Here is a 14,765-nt window from a genome sequence, read left to right as displayed (position 1 = left end):
CGCTGCCGAGGGAATCCACGGCGTGGCCTGGGGTGAGAGTCCTGGTTTCCGGATGAAGCCGGACCCCCTCTAGGTCAAGTCCGCCGGTCGACATATCTGGACCACGGTTCACCTGCGGCGTCGGCGTGGAGGAAGGCGACCTGGTAGCTGTAGCCGAGTGCGTCCGCGACCAGTGGTGCCGGTGTGACGGCCAGGTGGTCGTCCAGGGAGCGTTTCCAAGTGATGATGCTTTCCGGTCGATCGGCTTGGCAAAGGACTTCGACCATGCGGTTCGCAATTGTCGGATCCGCCGGATTGGTGAGCAGTAGGGCGGTGAGGTCGTCCCGGAGTGCGCAGCGGGCGCATATGCCGCGGCGGTAGAACTCACCCTCTTGGTTGCAGCGGGCGCCGTGGAAGTTATGGAGGATACCGGCGCAGGGTGCGCACCGTGGTCCTCCATCCTGTGCGGCTGGGCCGGGGAGTAGCCTGTGCTGCCCGCAGTCGGGGCAGGTGCCGTGGGTTCGGGTTGCAATGGTGAAGCAGGGACCGCATATCTTGCCTTCTGGCCAGCTCGCCCTGGTCCTGCCGGCGTTGCGGCCGCAGCGCGCGCACTGGACGCAGCCGGTCGTGCGGGGCCGCCCGCGGACGGTGTTGCGCGGCGTGAGTCCTTCCGGGAGTTCAGTGGTCATCGTCGATGATGCGGGCCCGGCGCGGGCGGACGGTGCGGTTCAGGTCCACGACATTGGGGGAGTTGCCGGTACCGGTCTTGCGTGCCCGGACGTCAGCGGCGGTGATGGTGATGAGGTCTTCGGGGCCGCAGGCAAAGATGTTGCAGATAGCTGCGATAACCTGCAGAGCGACCCGCTCCGGCTTCTGGTTGACGATGCGGTAGACCTGCGGCCGGGACAGGATGATGCCGCGCTCGGCCACGTTTGGAGTCGGGTAAAACCCCTGAATGGCGCGGCGGAAGCCGCCCTGAACGCGTGGTTCGGAATTCCGCGGGAGAGGGGTGACGATGATTCATCTGATGAGATACGCAGAGTACAACTTGACATAATGTAGATTATCGGCGCTCGGGGCCCTGACGGGAAGCAGTGCTGCACAGCCCTTTTCGGCAGCAAACAGGCAGGTCAGGCCATTGTCTAATTCTGCAGGCTCACTAAGAATGTGTTGATGACGGTCTACGTGCAAGCACTCGAAACTGCAGTTCCACGGACGAAGCTCATCCAGTCCGAGGCCCGGGACGTGTTTGCCGCACAGCCCGGCCTCACCAGGCTCGGCTCGAGGCTGGTCAGTACGTGCTTCGATTCCGCTGCCATTGATACGCGGTATACGGCCGTCGATGAGCTGACCCGGGAGCACCGCGCCGAAGATCCGCAGTTCTTTGACGCCGCCACCGGCCTCCTTCTGAACCCGAGCACGAAGATCCGCAACGAGATTTTCGGCCGCGAGGCCACAAAGCTCTTCGTCGAGGCAGCGCGGGCAGCGGTGGATGCGTGCCCGGATTTGGACTTACTTGACATAACTCATCTGGTCACCGTCTCCTGCACCGGCTTCTTCAACCCCGGTCCGGACTACAAAATTGTCAGGGAACTTGGCCTCAATCCGGCCGTGCAGCGCTATCACCTGGGGTTCATGGGTTGCTATGCGGCCTTTCCCGCCCTCCGCGCGGCGAAACATTTCTGCGAGGCAGACCCCGACGCTGTGGTCCTGGTGGTCTGCGCGGAACTCTGCTCCCTGCACGTCCGCACCTCCAACGACCCGGACACTATCATGGGGTCCGCCCTCTTTGCCGACGGTGCCGCAGCGGCAGTGATCACCGCCCGTCCCGGGGCGCGGGGGTCAGCCCTGCTCCAGCTGGACCACTTCGAAACAGTCCTGACCCCCGTCGGCGAGGATTCCATGGCCTGGAACATCGGCGACCACGGATTCGAGATGATCCTGGGAAACTATGTGCCGCACATCATCGATGACCACATCATCGGCGCCCTCCAGCCCCTGCTGGCACGGGATCCGGAGCTCGAGCCACTCCCCTACGCCTCCATCCCCCACTGGGCCATCCACCCGGGCGGCCGGAGCATCCTGGACAAGGTCCAGTCCCGTCTGGGGCTCACGGATGCGCAGCTCGTCCCGGCGCGCGAAACCCTCCGCGACTACGGCAACATGAGCAGTGCGACGGTCCTCTTTGTTCTCAAGCACATCCTCGCACAGCCGCCCGTAACGGACACCGGACAGGGGCGGTACAGCGGACAGGAACGGGACGCCGGCGAAAGGATCTGCTCCATGGCATTCGGACCTGGATTGACCGTGGAGACTGGTCTCTTCACCAAGCTGCGGCAGCAACCGGGCGCCACCACAAGTGTGGCGGATCATGACCGGGCGGAAGCGCCGGTGGGCTGAGCGTGCCCCTCCTGATGCGCCACAGGGCGGCAGCGGCGGAAGAGCTCATGGACCAGCCGGACTGCGACCCTGTGCGGCTGGAAAACACCTACCGCCAGTTCGGCGTCGTGAACCGGCTGCTGTCCGGGTGGCGCAGGCTCTACACCCGCGAAATACGTCCGCTCGCCGCCGCCTCCGGTACGGGCACGCTGCTCGATGTCGGCTCCGGCGCTGGAGATCTCGCCGTGACCCTGCGTCTCTGGGGCTGGCGGGACGGCCTGGACCTGCGGATCACCGGCATCGATCCCGACCCCCGGGCCACTTCCTTTGCGCTCCGCCGGCCTCCGGTGCCGGGGGTGGAATTCCGCCAGGCACACAGCTCCGACCTGGTTGCGGAAGGGAGGCGTTACGACGTTGTCATCTCCAACCACGTCCTCCACCATCTGAGCGCGGGCGGGCTCAGCCAGTTGCTGCACGACTCGGAAACCCTCGCCACCCGTGCCTGCCTCCACAACGACCTGCGCCGCAGCCCGGCGGCCTACGCGCTGTTCAGCGTTGCCGCACTCCCCTTTCGGCAGTCGTTCATCCGGGCGGACGGACTGACATCCATCCGCCGCAGCTATACGCCGGCGGAACTGTCCGCCGCCGCGCCTCCAGGCTGGGCCGTCGCCCGCACCGCCGCGTTCCACCACGCCCTTGTGCGGCATGGCTGAACCGGGGCCGGACGTCGCCATTGCCGGCGCCGGTCCCGTGGGCCTGTACCTCGCCGCCCTGCTGCTGCAGCAAGGCCTCAGCGTCCGGGTGTACGAACAACGGCATACGCGCGAGCGCCACTCGCGGGCCATCGGCGTCCATCCGCCGGCACTGCGCGCCCTGGACCGGGCCGGGGCCGCTTCGGCGATGGTCCGGGACGGGGCGCCGATCCGTTCCGGAGCGGCCATGAGCCGGGGGCGGGAGGTGGGCATCATGGACTTCGGCCGGGTCGCGGAGGATTTCCCCTTCATCCTGGCGCTTCCGCAGTTCAGGACAGAGGAGATCCTGGAGGAGCGGGTCCTTGCCCTCGATCCCGAGGCCATCGTGCGTGGAACGGAAGTTACACACTTAACGGACGACGGCGGCGCGGTCACCTTCTCGGTCCGCCGTGCCGCAGGCGGGACGCCCCGGGCCGCACTCACCGCGGGCGTCCTGGTCGCCGCGGACGGAGCCCGGTCCGGGCTGCGGGAGTACTTCGGTTCGCACGTGGCCAGGAGAAGCTACCCGGACCACTACCTGATGGGTGATTTTTCGGCCGGGGACCTGGACCCGGAACGGGCCCTGCTTTTTCTGGAGCCTGAGGGGATCGTGGAATCCTTTCCCCTGCCCGGCGGTCTGCGGCGCTGGGTGGTGCGGCTGTCAGCCCCTGCCGGGGACGCCGATGCTTCGGACTTGGCCCGGCTCGTGAGCCAGAGAACCGGAATCAGTCCGGCTCCTGCCACGAACACCATGCTGAGCGCTTTTAGTGTCCGCTCCGCCATTGCCCGCGAAACGGTGCGTGGCCGGGCCATCCTGCTGGGCGACGCAGCGCATGAGATCAGCCCCATCGGCGGCCAGGGCATGAACCTCGGCTGGCTGGACGCCGCCAGCGTTGCACCCCTCGTCCGGCGCATCCTGACCGGGCCCTGGCCGGAACGGCAAATCCGGGCCTACCGGCATGCCCGGCGGCGGGCAGCAACCGTGGCCAGGCGCCAGGCGGAAATCAACATGATGCTGGGCCGCCCCCTCCCCGCTCCCCTGCTCACCGTCCGCAATGCGGCCGTCGGCACGGCTGCAGCAGTTCCCGCCGTCAACAGATGGGTGGCCCGCCGTTTCACCATGCAGTAGGGCATCAGCGGGACGAAGTACCAGCCTGACGCGGTCCGGCCGATAGGCTGGGGCCATGAAGCACACCCCTCCGGTGACGCCGCTGGGCGCCGCTGAAATCAGCGGGCTCGTGGACAGCATCCTCGAGGCCGGAACCCTGCCTTCTATCGTGCAGGCGGGCCATCCGGCCCTGCGCCAGCGGTCCGCGGTCTTCGACGGGCAGTTGTCACGGGACCGGTTGGACCGGCTCATCGCACTTATGCGGCAGGTGATGCACGAAGCCCCCGGTGTCGGGCTGGCGGCACCCCAGCTGGGCATTCCCCTGCAGCTTGCGGTGCTCGAGGACCAGTTCGACGTCGATCCGGAGGCAGCTGCCCTGCGGCGCCGAAGCCCCCTGGAGTTCCTGGCCATCCTGAACCCGCGCTACAGCCCCGCCGGATCGGCCACTGCGTCCTTCTATGAAGGTTGCCTCTCGCTCAATGGCCTCCAGGCGGTGGTGGCGCGCCCCGAGTCGGTTCTGCTGGAGTTCCAGACGCCCGACGGCGTGGCGCAGCGGCGGGAGTTTTCCGGCTGGCAGGCCCGCATCGTGCAGCACGAGACGGATCATCTGAACGGAGTTCTCTACGTTGACCGGGCGCAGCTCCGTTCCCTGAGCACCAATGCCGAGTATGCCGCGCACTGGGCCGAGGCCGGAATCAGCAAGGCACAGGAGGGACTCGGCTTTGAAGCCGCACCGGCCGGAATCAGCAGTTCCCGGGAAGACTTCCGTGCCTGACCTTGGCCTGCCTCTGCTGTGCCCGGTGTGCTCCGGGCCCCTCAGCCCCGATCGGGACGGGACCGCTCCGCGCAGTCTCTCCTGCGCGTCCGGCCACAGCTTCGATGCCGCTCGCCAAGGCTACTTCAACTTTCTGGTGGGCAAGGGCACACCCTTTGAACCCGACTCCGCCGCGATGGTGGAGGCGCGCGTGAACTTCCTGTCCCGCGGGCACTATGATCCGTTGGCAGAAGCCGTGGCGGCCGCCGTCGTTCCTTCCCTTGGTGAACACCCGGCAGTCCTGGACTCCGGGACGGGAACCGGCCACTACCTGAGGGCCGTCTTGGATGCTGCTGCGGCAACGGGCCGGCCGGTCGCCGCGCTGGGCCTGGACATCTCGAAGTTTGGGCTTCGCCGCGCCGCGCGCCTGAACCCCGAAGCCCTGAATGTGGTGTGGGATGTGTGGCGGCCGCTGCCCTTGGCGGACAGTTCAGTGGACGCCGTTACGGTCATTTTCGCGCCGCGCAACCCCGCCGAATTCGCCCGCGTCCTACGGCCGGGCGGCCGGCTCGTGGTGGTTACTCCGCGTCGCGGGCACCTCGCCGCCATCGCGGCGCTGACCGGCATGCTCGGGATCGAGGAAAGCAAGGAGGACCGCCTGGGCCTGGCAATGGCGGAATACTTTGACATCCAGGGTTCGACCGCTGTGGATATTCCGCTGCAGCTCTCCCGCCAGGACGCCGCCCACCTGGCACTCATGGGTCCGGCAGGGCACCATCTGGACAGGAACAGCGTTGAAGCGCGCCTCGCCGCCGTGGCGGAACCCCTGGCAGCCGACGCACGGTTCCAGGTGTCGGTTTTCACGCTCCGCTGACACGCCTCGTGAGCACGGAACGGCAGCCTTGCGGTAACGACTTGGCCACGGTGAAGCTCCTGGCCTTATGATCCTGCCCACATTGCGGCGGCCGCGCCTACGATGGGAAGAAAGGCACGGGCGGCACACACGGCAGACGCGCTGCAAAGGGGGCACGAATTGTTCGAGTGGTTGGGCGAAAACTGGTGGGCATTGTGGCTCACCGCTTTCCTGACCTTTGCCGTGGTCGAGATGATCACCCTGGACCTCTTCTTCATCATGCTCGGCGGCGGCGCTCTGGCAGCACTCATCGCCGACTTCGCGGGGGCGGACCTCTGGCTCCAGATCGTGGCCTTTTGCGTGGTGTCGCTGTTGATGATCGGTTTCGTCCGCCCTGTTGCCCTGGCGCACCTTAAAAGCGGGCCGGCGGCCCAGCGGAGCAACATCGACCGGCTGATCGGTGAGCAAGCCGTGGTGATGGAACCCATAACGTCCGACGGCGGCCTGGTCAAGATCGGAGGCGACATCTGGACTGCGCGTTCCACCTCGGGCGTCCTGCCTGCCGGGCAGCGCGTGGTCGTTTCCGCCATCGAGGGAGCCACCGCCGTGGTATCCGCAGTGGAACCGCCGCCGCCTCCGGGTACCTGACCGCCCCGGCATAGCCGGTACCGCCACAGCCACAATGGATTGGGAAGAAGGAATGCATGGGTAACGCCGGAGGTGCCGCGCTGACCATAGTGCTCGCGGTCCTGATCGTCTTTGTGATTATCGTCCTGGTCCGTTCGGTACGGATCATTCCGCAGGCCAGGGCAGGGGTGGTGGAAAGGCTGGGCAAATACCAGCGCACGCTGAACCCGGGGCTGACCATCCTCATCCCGTTCGTGGACCGGTTGCTTCCCCTCCTGGACTTGCGGGAGCAGGTTGTCTCCTTCCCGCCTCAGCCGGTGATCACCGAGGACAACCTCGTGGTGTCCATCGACACCGTGGTCTACTTCCAGGTCACCGATGCACGTTCGGCCACCTATGAGATCGCGAACTACATCCAGGCCGTGGAGCAGCTCACCACAACCACGCTTCGAAACGTGGTGGGTGGCCTGAACCTCGAGCAGGCGCTTACCTCACGCGACCAGATCAACGGTCAGCTGCGGGGTGTCCTCGACGAGGCCACAGGCCGCTGGGGCATCCGGGTCTCCCGTGTGGAGCTGAAGGCCATCGATCCGCCGCACTCCATCCAGGACTCGATGGAAAAGCAGATGCGCGCCGAGCGCGACCGCCGGGCAGCCATCCTCACCGCCGAAGGCACCAAACAGTCGGCCATCCTCACGGCGGAAGGGCAGCGCCAGGCCTCAATCCTCGCCGCCGAAGGCGACGCCAAGGCGGCCATCCTTCGGGCGGACGGTGAAGCGCAGGCCATCCAGAAGGTCTTCGATGCCATTCACCGCGGCAATCCCGACCAGAAGCTCCTGGCGTACCAGTACCTGCAGACCCTGCCCAAACTGGCCGAAGGTTCGGCCAACAAGCTGTGGATCATTCCCAGCGAAGTGGGCGAGGCATTGAAGGGAATCGGGAACGCGCTGGGCGGGACCAGCTCCGGCGCATCAGGGGGACTGTTCGATGAGGTGGGCGACAAGCCGGCGGATCCCGTGGTGGACCGGGCCGAACCTTAAGCGCGCCGCGGGCAAGGGCCGGCGGAACCGGAAGGTATCCGAATTGCCGGCCCCCTGTTTTTGCCGCACAGCCATATACGCCCGTATAATGGGGTATTTGTCCGGCCGGTGCAAATCCGCTGGAACAAGAGAGCTTGGCGATGCGTTGAATCCTATGATGCAGCAAAGCGCAAACGATAGTCCGGTGGCGCCCCGGCGCCGCCGGCTGCCGCGGAGTCCTGCTCCGCGAACCGACCAGAGGGAGAAATCATGAGCGATCGCAGCCTGCGGGGCATGCGCCTTGGTGCGCAGAGCATGGAGACCGAGTCCGGAGTTGAGCCGGCTCCGCGCCAGCGCGTTGAATACCGTTGCGAGGACGGCGAGCAGGTGTTTGTCACCTTCTCCTCCGAGGCAGAGATTCCCCCGGTATGGGTTTCCAAGACCGGCAAGGAAGCCCTTCTGGTTGACGGCGAACGCCCTGACACAAGCAACGACAAAGCTGTCCGGACGCACTGGGACATGCTGCTGGAACGCCGCTCCCTGCCTGAGCTTGAGCAGATCCTCGAGGACCGGCTGACCATCCTGCGGGAACGCCGCGGCGAACGGCGTAGCGCCTAGGAACCAGGCTCCGTCACCGGAACATATGCCTAACGCAAAAAGGGGCGGCCGCTGCAGATGCAGCGGCCGCCCCTTGCGCGTGGCAGGAACCCCTACCGGCGGGCGGCCTTCCCCCGGGTCAGGGTGTTCCAGCGGGCCAGCAGGCCCCACTTGGTGACATTGATCATTGCCTCCACGACGATGTTTCCACTCATCTTGGAAGCACCCAGCTCCCGCTCAACGAAGGTGATGGGCCGCTCTTCGATCCGCAGGCCCAGCTTGGCCACGCGCCAGGCGAGGTCCACCTGGAAGCCGTAGCCGACAGAGTCCACCTGGTCGAGGTTGAGCTTTTCCAGCGTGGTGCGCCGGAACGCGCGGTAACCGCCCGTGACGTCCTTGATCTTCAGGCCCAGCATCAGGCGCGCATAGGTGCTGCCAACGCGGGAAATGGCCTGACGGTAGAGCGGCCAGTTCACCACGCTGCCGCCGGGTACCCAGCGGGACCCCATGGCCAAATCCGCCCCCTGCCCGATGGCGTCGAGGAGCTGCGGCAGCTGTTCCGGCTGGTGGGAGCCGTCCGCGTCCATTTCAACGAGAACGTCGTATCCGGCGTCAAGGCCCCATTTGAAACCTGCGATGTAGGCAGCCCCGAGCCCTTCCTTGCCCTTGCGGTGCAGTACATGGACCTGGGCGTCCTGCGCGGCAAACGTGTCCGCCAGCTTGCCGGTACCGTCAGGGCTGTTGTCGTCAACCACCAGGACATCCGACGCCGGCACTGCGTCCCGAAGACGCTTAAGGGTCTTGGGCAGCGATTCCAGCTCGTTGTAGGTGGGGATGATGGTAAGGACGCGCACTGAGGGCCTTTCCGGGTGGGAGCGGTCGGGGCGCCTGGCCGTCAGGGGATGAGCGGCAGGCGCAACTATCCATTATAGGGCGGGCGACGGCTGATCCGTTGTCAGGAACGGAGCGCCGGGCTGGCGAACAGCTCCGCTCCGTCCCGGACAGTCTGGAGGCAGACCGGATCCGCCCCCGTGTCCAGTGCGGGCAGGAGCGGCGTGCGCGCCCGCGGATCCGTGCTCCAGGACTGCACCCGGCCGTCGGCCACCTGGACCATCAATTCCTCAACATCCCACACGGCGAAACTCGCCGGGGCGCCCGGGACAAGTTGTCCCGCCATGGGGTTGCTGTACCTCGCTGCCCGCCAGCCGGCCCGGGTGTGTCCCAGGAACGCCGCGCGGGCGGATATGCGTTCCGCGTCAGTGTTGTGCTCAAGGCAGGCGCGGACACTGGCCCAGGGCCGCAGCGGGGTCACCGGGCTGTCGCTGCCAAAGCAGACGGGGACGCCGGCCGCGTAGAGCGTGGCGAACGGGTTCATGCCGTGGCTCCGCTCCCCCAGCCGCTTCCCGTACAGACCGCCCGGGTTGCCCCACGCCGCATCGAAGGCCGGCTGTGCGCTGACGGTCACGGAATAGTGGGCCAGCTTCTTCACGGCGGCCGCATCGATCATCTCAACGTGTTCAAACCGGTGTCCCGCCGCGCGGATCCGTTGCCCGCCCACCTCGGCGGCCGCCAGGTCCAGTGCCTCCAGCGCAGTATCGAGGCCTGCGTCACCGATGATGTGGAAGCCGCCCTGAAGCCCCGCCAGCGAGCATGCAGCCAGATGAGCCGCAGCCTCCTCCGCCGACAGGTACAGGCTGCCCCGTTCGCCCGGCGCGTCGGCGTACCCGTCCCGCAGTGCGGCGGTGCGCGAACCGATGGATCCGTCGACGTTCAGGTCTCCGGCGAGTCCGCGTACGGTGCCGCCGAACTGGGCGGCAAGGTGCCGGGCATGGTCTTCGGACACGGCAAGCTCGCCCCAATAAAGGAGCACCTCGGGGAATGGTCCGGGACCGGCGGCAGGGCCAGTCCCGTCCCAGTCGGCAGCGACGCGCAGGTCGGCCTCACCGCCGATGTGCGGTGCACCCATTTCAGCCACCGCCACGTATCCATTGGCGGCGGCTTCGGCCAGTGCACGCGACTGGTGGCGGCGCAGCTCGTGCTCCGGCAGTCTCCGTGTGGCCTGGCGCGCGGCCGCGTGCGCCGCGCGCGATACCCGCGCGCCGCCGTCGTACCCGGCCTGCCCGGCCAGCCCCGCAGCGTCGGCGAGGGACGCTGACACCAGCGCCGAGTGGACATCCACACGGGCCAGGTAAACGTGCCTGCCGCGGGCGGCGCGCTCCAGTTCCGCGGCGTCCGGGAGAACAGCGTCGCCCCAGGTTGTCTCGTCCCACCCGTGCCCCAGGACAGGGCCTTCACCGGGGGCGGACGCGACGGCGTCCAGCAGCTCGCGCGCTGAACGCACCGTCCCGAGCTGGAGGGAATCCAGGGCAAGCCCCGTCTCCGTCAGGTGCACGTGGGAGTCGACGAATCCCGGAGCAACGAGGGCTCCCCGCAGGTCGATGACATCCATGGAGCTGTCTGCAATGGAGGACGCGGCCTGCTCGGAGCCGACCCAGGCGACGGTGTCGCCGTCCACCAGCATCGCTGTGGCGAATGGGTCAGCGGCAGTGTAAACCGAGCCGTTCCGGTAGAGGACCGGGGCGCGGCGGGTAGCGGACGTGGATTGGGTCATAGGAAAGGCTCCTGGGTGCGCGCCGGCCAACGAGGCCGGCGGGTTAGAGAACAGACGAATAAGCTACGACGCCGCGGCGGACCAGGGCGATGGCGTCACCGCACAGCCGGGCAAGTCGGGGATCCAGGCCGGGGATCTTGGCCAGCTGGTCCAGGAGGTCCACCACCTGCTTCACCCAGCGGACAAAGTCGCCGGCTGCGAGGTCGGTGCCGCTCAGGACGTCCTGGAGATGGCGGCCGCGGGCCCATTTGTAGAGTGGCCACACGAGCCCGAGCTCCGGCTCCCCCGTGAGCGGAAGCTTATGGTCTTCCTCCACGTCCTCAAGCGCAGACCATTCCCTGACCACGATATCCACCGACGTCTCCAGCGATACGCTGGGCATCCGCGGGCGCAGGCCCCGGTCCTCGCGCTTGGCCTGGTACACCAGCACGCTGGCAAGGGCAGCAACCTCTGCGGCGTCGAGGTCATCAAAAGCGCCCAGCCGGAGGGACTGCGAAATCAGCAGGTCCTTCTCTCCGTAGATCCGGCGCAGCCGCTGGCCGTCGGGGCTGATCGCCAGCCCGCCGTCGCCGGCCGCCTCCAGGTATCCGTAGGCGGCCAAAACGTCACACACGCGGTCGAATGTCTTGGCAATGGTATTGGTACGGCCCTGGATCTGGCGAACCAGCCCGTCCGTCTCGCGCCGGAGCTTCCACCACCGTTCCGCCCATCGGGCGTGGTCCTCCCGTTCGCTGCACCCATGGCAGGGGTGCGCACGCAGGGCGCGGCGCAGCTCGGTGATGCGCTTCTCCTGGTTGGGTGATCCCGCCGCGCGTCCAAAGTCGTTGCTCCGGTTGTTCCCGGGCGACGGCGGCCTGTTCTCCCGCAGGGCGTTCCGTGCGGACGAGGCCAGGTCCCTGCGGGATTTCGGAACCTTGGCGTTGAAGGCTTTGGGGATGCGGATGCGCGTCACCGGGGTGATGGGACCTTCGAGATCATCGGTGCCGATCCTGCGCAGCTGGCTGTCCAGGGTCAGGATGGCCGGACGGGGATCCCGGCTGCCGTGGTCGGCACTGAGGACGACGGCCGGTCCCGGCGCCCTGCCGCCGGGAATGTTGACCACGTCGCCGGGAAGCAGGCGGGCCAGGGAATCAGCGCTGAGGGACTTCCGCGCGCGGGACATGGACCGGGAGCCGGCGTTTTCCGCGTCGGAGAGTTCGCGGCGCAGGCGCGCGTACTCGGTGAAGTCCCCCAGGTGGCAGGTCATCGATTTGGCGTAGCCGGCCAGGGACTCCTCGCGGCTCCGGACCTGGCGGGCAAGTCCCACCACTGAACGGTCCGCCTGGAACTGGGCGAACGAGGATTCGAGGATCTCACGCGCCCGGGCCCGCCCGAACTGGGCCAGCAGGTTGATGCTCATGTTGTAGGTGGGACGGAAACTGGAGTTCAGCGGATACGTCCGCCGGGAGGCGAGCCCGGCCACCGCGGTGGGATCGGTTCCCGGCTGCCACAGGACCACGGCATGGCCTTCTATGTCGATGCCCCGCCGCCCGGCCCGGCCCGTGAGCTGTGTGTATTCCCCTGCCGTGATGTCCACGTGGGATTCGCCGTTAAACTTGTCCAGCTTCTCCAGGACCACGGAGCGGGCCGGCATGTTCACGCCCAGAGCAAGCGTTTCGGTCGCGAAGACAGCTTTGACCAGGCCGTCCACGAAGAGCTTTTCCACGACTTCCTTGAAGGTGGGCAGCATGCCGGCGTGGTGGGCAGCGAATCCGCGGAGCAGGCCGTCCCGCCAGCTCCAGAAGCCGAGGACGTCCAGATCATCGGATGGGATTTCCAGGGCCGCCTCGTCCACCCGTTGGGCGATGATGCGCTGCTCCTTTTCGGTGGTCAGCCACAGGCCCGAAGCCACGCACTGCGCTACGGCGGCATCGCAGCCGGCCCGGGAGAAGATGAATGTGATGGCCGGCAACAGGTCCATCCGGTCCAGGCTGGCGATGACCTGCGGACGGCTGGCCCGCCGTACTGCTGACCCGTCCTGGCCGCGGGGGGCGGGACGCTCGTTGCCGCGGCGGCCGCGCTGGTCCCGCCGCCCGGGCCTGCTCCGGAAACCCTGCCGGACCTCGCTGCGGGCCACCGCCAGCAGGTCCGGGTTGACGTCGAAGCCGCGCCCCGGCTGCACTTCCCTGTCGGATCCGGCGCGCTCCCCGTCGACCGGCGGTGCGATTTCGTCGAAGGTGGTTTCACCGGCGAACAGGTCAATGATCCGGCGGCCGACCATAACGTGCTGCCACAGCGGCACCGGACGGTGTTCGGAGACGATGATGTCCGTGTCGCCCCGCACCGTGTCCAGCCAGGCGCCGAACTCCTCGGCGTTGGAGACTGTGGCGCTGAGCGAAACCACCTGCACTTCACTGGGAAGGTGGATGATGACCTCCTCCCAGACGGCGCCACGGAACCGGTCCGCGAGGTAGTGCACCTCGTCCATCACCACGTAGCCAAGGTCGAACAGCGTTTCCGAGTCCGCGTAGAGCATGTTGCGCAGGACTTCGGTGGTCATGACGACTACCGGGGCATCCCCGTTGATGCTGGTGTCGCCGGTGAGGAGTCCCACATTTTCTGCGCCGTATTTTTCGCCCAGTTCGCTGAACTTCTGGTTGCTCAGCGCCTTGATGGGCGTGGTGTAAAACGCCTTGAGGCCGCGCTGCAGTGCAAGGTAGATGGCGAACTCGCCCACGATGGTTTTTCCGGCTCCGGTGGGCGCAGCCACGAGGACTCCCCTGCCCTCCTGCAGGGAACGGCACGCCTGGCGCTGGAAGTCGTCGAGCTCAAAGTCCAGTGTCCGGATAAAGGAACCCAGGTAGGTGGCCGCCTCCGCCCTGCGCTCGGCGCTGGCACGGTACCTTTCGGCCGGGGAAAGTTCTTCGGGATCGCTGGGACCGCGGGGCGGGGGCCCGGAAGAAATCGGCCCGGTATTGGAGGACATACCCCAAGCCTAATAGGAGCTCAGAGGTTCTTGAGCTCGCTGCCTGGCGTGGCGATGTTGGCCGAGGCTTCCGTCTCCTCTGCGCGTTTTGCCGTGCGCCGGTCCCGCCGTTTGTCGTTCATCAGGCACAGGACCACGGCAAGGAAGAACAGGGCCAGCATGGGGACCGCCAGGTAGAACATGCTCATGGCGTCCGCGCCCGGCGCCGCCATGGCAGCGAACAGGCAGACCAGGAAGACTGTAATGCGCCAGCTTTTCACCAGCTGGGCCCCGCGCAGGAGGCCTGCCACGTTGAGCCCGAAGAGGACTACGGGCAGGAGGAAGGCGATGCCGAAGGCCAGCATCAGCCGGGTCACGAAAGACAGGTACACCTGGGCTGTGATGAAGTTGGACGCACCGGCGGGAGTGAAGTCCGTCAGCACCCGCACCGCGTTGGGCAGGACCAGCCACGCCAGCACCACGCCGCCGACGAACAGGGGAACGGCGGCTGCCACGAAGCCCAGGGCCATACGCCGTTCTTTTTTGTGGAGCCCGGGAACGATGAACGCCCAGAGCTGGTAGAGCCAAACCGGGCTGGCCAAAATGAGACCCATGAACACCGAAATCTGAACCATCAGGTCGAAGGAGCTAGCAACCCCGTCGAAGTTCAGGCTCGCCAGTCGACCCTCTTTTTCATTGAGGTCCGTAATCGGCCTGATCAGGGCCGCAAGCATGGGCTGGTAGAGGATGAATCCCGCGACCGTTCCCAGGACGACGCCGATGGCGGACTTGAACAGCCTGTTCCGCAGTTCCCGAAGGTGGTCCACCAGCGGCATGCGGCCCTCGGGGTTTGCCTGCCGCCCCATCGCTATGGCCACGTGGTGTCAGGCGCGGGATGAAGGCGGAACGTCAGTGCCGTCCGCGGGACCGCCGGCGTTCGACTGGGGGTGGTTGACAACCCTGCCCTCCACCGGTCCGGGACCCGTTTGTCCGGAGGTGTCCTCCGTTTTGCCCTCTTTTTTCATTTCGCGCACTTCGGATTTGAAGATGCGCATGGACTGCCCCAGGCTCCGCGCCATTCCGGGCAGTTTCGGCGCTGCAAACAGCACAAGCGCCAAAACGATAATGATGATCAGGTGCCAGCCCTCAAGCCTCATGTCTAA

The 14,765-nt window shown here is 66.8% G+C and carries 15 protein-coding genes; 8 read left to right on the top strand and 7 right to left on the bottom strand.

Features of this window, described 5'->3' with window-relative positions; translation table 11 throughout:
• Positions 1–74: 74 nt before the first annotated feature.
• Together ACIQCN_RS04880 and ACIQCN_RS04875 are read right to left on the bottom strand one after the other, a co-directional pair.
• Positions 75–266, bottom strand: coding sequence for a hypothetical protein (locus ACIQCN_RS04880; RefSeq protein ID WP_400603744.1), 192 nt, complete (start codon positions 264–266; stop codon positions 75–77).
• Positions 267–657: 391 nt separating this feature from the next.
• Positions 658–909, bottom strand: a complete 252-nt coding sequence (locus ACIQCN_RS04875; RefSeq protein ID WP_400603747.1) for a helix-turn-helix domain-containing protein — start codon at positions 907–909, stop codon at positions 658–660.
• Positions 910–1,152: 243 nt separating this feature from the next.
• Here ACIQCN_RS04875 and ACIQCN_RS04870 point away from each other — a divergent pair, with 243 nt between their 5' ends.
• The 8 genes from ACIQCN_RS04870 to ACIQCN_RS04835 all read left to right on the top strand — a co-directional run bounded on the left by ACIQCN_RS04870 (position 1,153) and on the right by ACIQCN_RS04835 (position 8,068).
• Positions 1,153–2,379 (top strand): type III polyketide synthase, encoded by a 1,227-nt coding sequence (locus tag ACIQCN_RS04870; RefSeq protein WP_400609679.1) that lies wholly within the window; start codon positions 1,153–1,155, stop codon positions 2,377–2,379.
• A gap of 14 nt (positions 2,380–2,393) precedes the next feature.
• Positions 2,394–3,071, top strand: coding sequence for a class I SAM-dependent methyltransferase (locus tag ACIQCN_RS04865; protein ID WP_400609677.1), 678 nt, complete (start codon positions 2,394–2,396; stop codon positions 3,069–3,071).
• Positions 3,064–4,218, top strand: coding sequence for an FAD-dependent oxidoreductase (locus ACIQCN_RS04860; RefSeq protein WP_400609676.1), 1,155 nt, complete (start codon positions 3,064–3,066; stop codon positions 4,216–4,218). The genes ACIQCN_RS04865 and ACIQCN_RS04860 overlap by 8 nt, the downstream gene beginning before the upstream one ends.
• Positions 4,219–4,273: 55 nt before the next feature.
• On the top strand, positions 4,274–4,972 hold the full coding sequence (locus tag ACIQCN_RS04855) for a peptide deformylase (protein WP_400603755.1): 699 nt from the start codon (positions 4,274–4,276) through the stop codon (positions 4,970–4,972).
• The gene (locus ACIQCN_RS04850; RefSeq protein WP_400609674.1) at positions 4,965–5,825 is read left to right on the top strand and encodes a putative RNA methyltransferase; all 861 of its coding nucleotides are present in this window, start codon (positions 4,965–4,967) and stop codon (positions 5,823–5,825) included. The genes ACIQCN_RS04855 and ACIQCN_RS04850 overlap by 8 nt, the downstream gene beginning before the upstream one ends.
• Positions 5,826–5,984: 159 nt before the next feature.
• Positions 5,985–6,452 (top strand): NfeD family protein, encoded by a 468-nt coding sequence (locus ACIQCN_RS04845; RefSeq protein WP_400603759.1) that lies wholly within the window; start codon positions 5,985–5,987, stop codon positions 6,450–6,452.
• A gap of 56 nt (positions 6,453–6,508) precedes the next feature.
• Positions 6,509–7,471 (top strand): SPFH domain-containing protein, encoded by a 963-nt coding sequence (locus tag ACIQCN_RS04840; RefSeq protein ID WP_400609672.1) that lies wholly within the window; start codon positions 6,509–6,511, stop codon positions 7,469–7,471.
• A gap of 249 nt (positions 7,472–7,720) precedes the next feature.
• Positions 7,721–8,068 carry an RNA polymerase-binding protein RbpA gene (locus ACIQCN_RS04835; protein ID WP_013600997.1) on the top strand — a complete coding sequence of 116 codons (348 nt, stop codon included), beginning with the start codon at positions 7,721–7,723 and terminating at the stop codon, positions 8,066–8,068.
• A 92-nt stretch (positions 8,069–8,160) separates the two neighbouring features.
• Here the strand turns inward: ACIQCN_RS04835 and ACIQCN_RS04830 are convergent, their stop codons facing one another.
• From ACIQCN_RS04830 to tatA, 5 genes are all read right to left on the bottom strand, one after another.
• A complete protein-coding gene (locus ACIQCN_RS04830; protein WP_400609670.1) occupies positions 8,161–8,901 on the bottom strand; it encodes a polyprenol monophosphomannose synthase in 741 nt (246 codons plus the stop codon).
• A 101-nt stretch (positions 8,902–9,002) separates the two neighbouring features.
• Positions 9,003–10,658 carry an amidohydrolase gene (locus tag ACIQCN_RS04825; RefSeq protein WP_400609668.1) on the bottom strand — a complete coding sequence of 552 codons (1,656 nt, stop codon included), beginning with the start codon at positions 10,656–10,658 and terminating at the stop codon, positions 9,003–9,005.
• A 43-nt stretch (positions 10,659–10,701) separates the two neighbouring features.
• Positions 10,702–13,623 (bottom strand): DEAD/DEAH box helicase, encoded by a 2,922-nt coding sequence (locus ACIQCN_RS04820; protein ID WP_400609666.1) that lies wholly within the window; start codon positions 13,621–13,623, stop codon positions 10,702–10,704.
• 20 nt (positions 13,624–13,643) lie between these two features.
• Positions 13,644–14,438, bottom strand: coding sequence for a twin-arginine translocase subunit TatC (tatC, locus tag ACIQCN_RS04815; protein ID WP_400604287.1), 795 nt, complete (start codon positions 14,436–14,438; stop codon positions 13,644–13,646).
• A gap of 48 nt (positions 14,439–14,486) precedes the next feature.
• Positions 14,487–14,759, bottom strand: a complete 273-nt coding sequence (tatA, locus tag ACIQCN_RS04810) for a Sec-independent protein translocase subunit TatA (RefSeq protein ID WP_400603768.1) — start codon at positions 14,757–14,759, stop codon at positions 14,487–14,489.
• Between the last annotated feature and the right edge of the window lie 6 nt (positions 14,760–14,765).

The sequence above is a fragment of the Pseudarthrobacter sp. NPDC092424 genome (assembly GCF_044754925.1).
Lineage (GTDB): Bacteria > Actinomycetota > Actinomycetes > Actinomycetales > Micrococcaceae > Arthrobacter.
The sequence above is the reverse complement of the archived record's forward strand: the minus strand, read 5'-3'. Positions and strand labels throughout refer to the sequence as shown.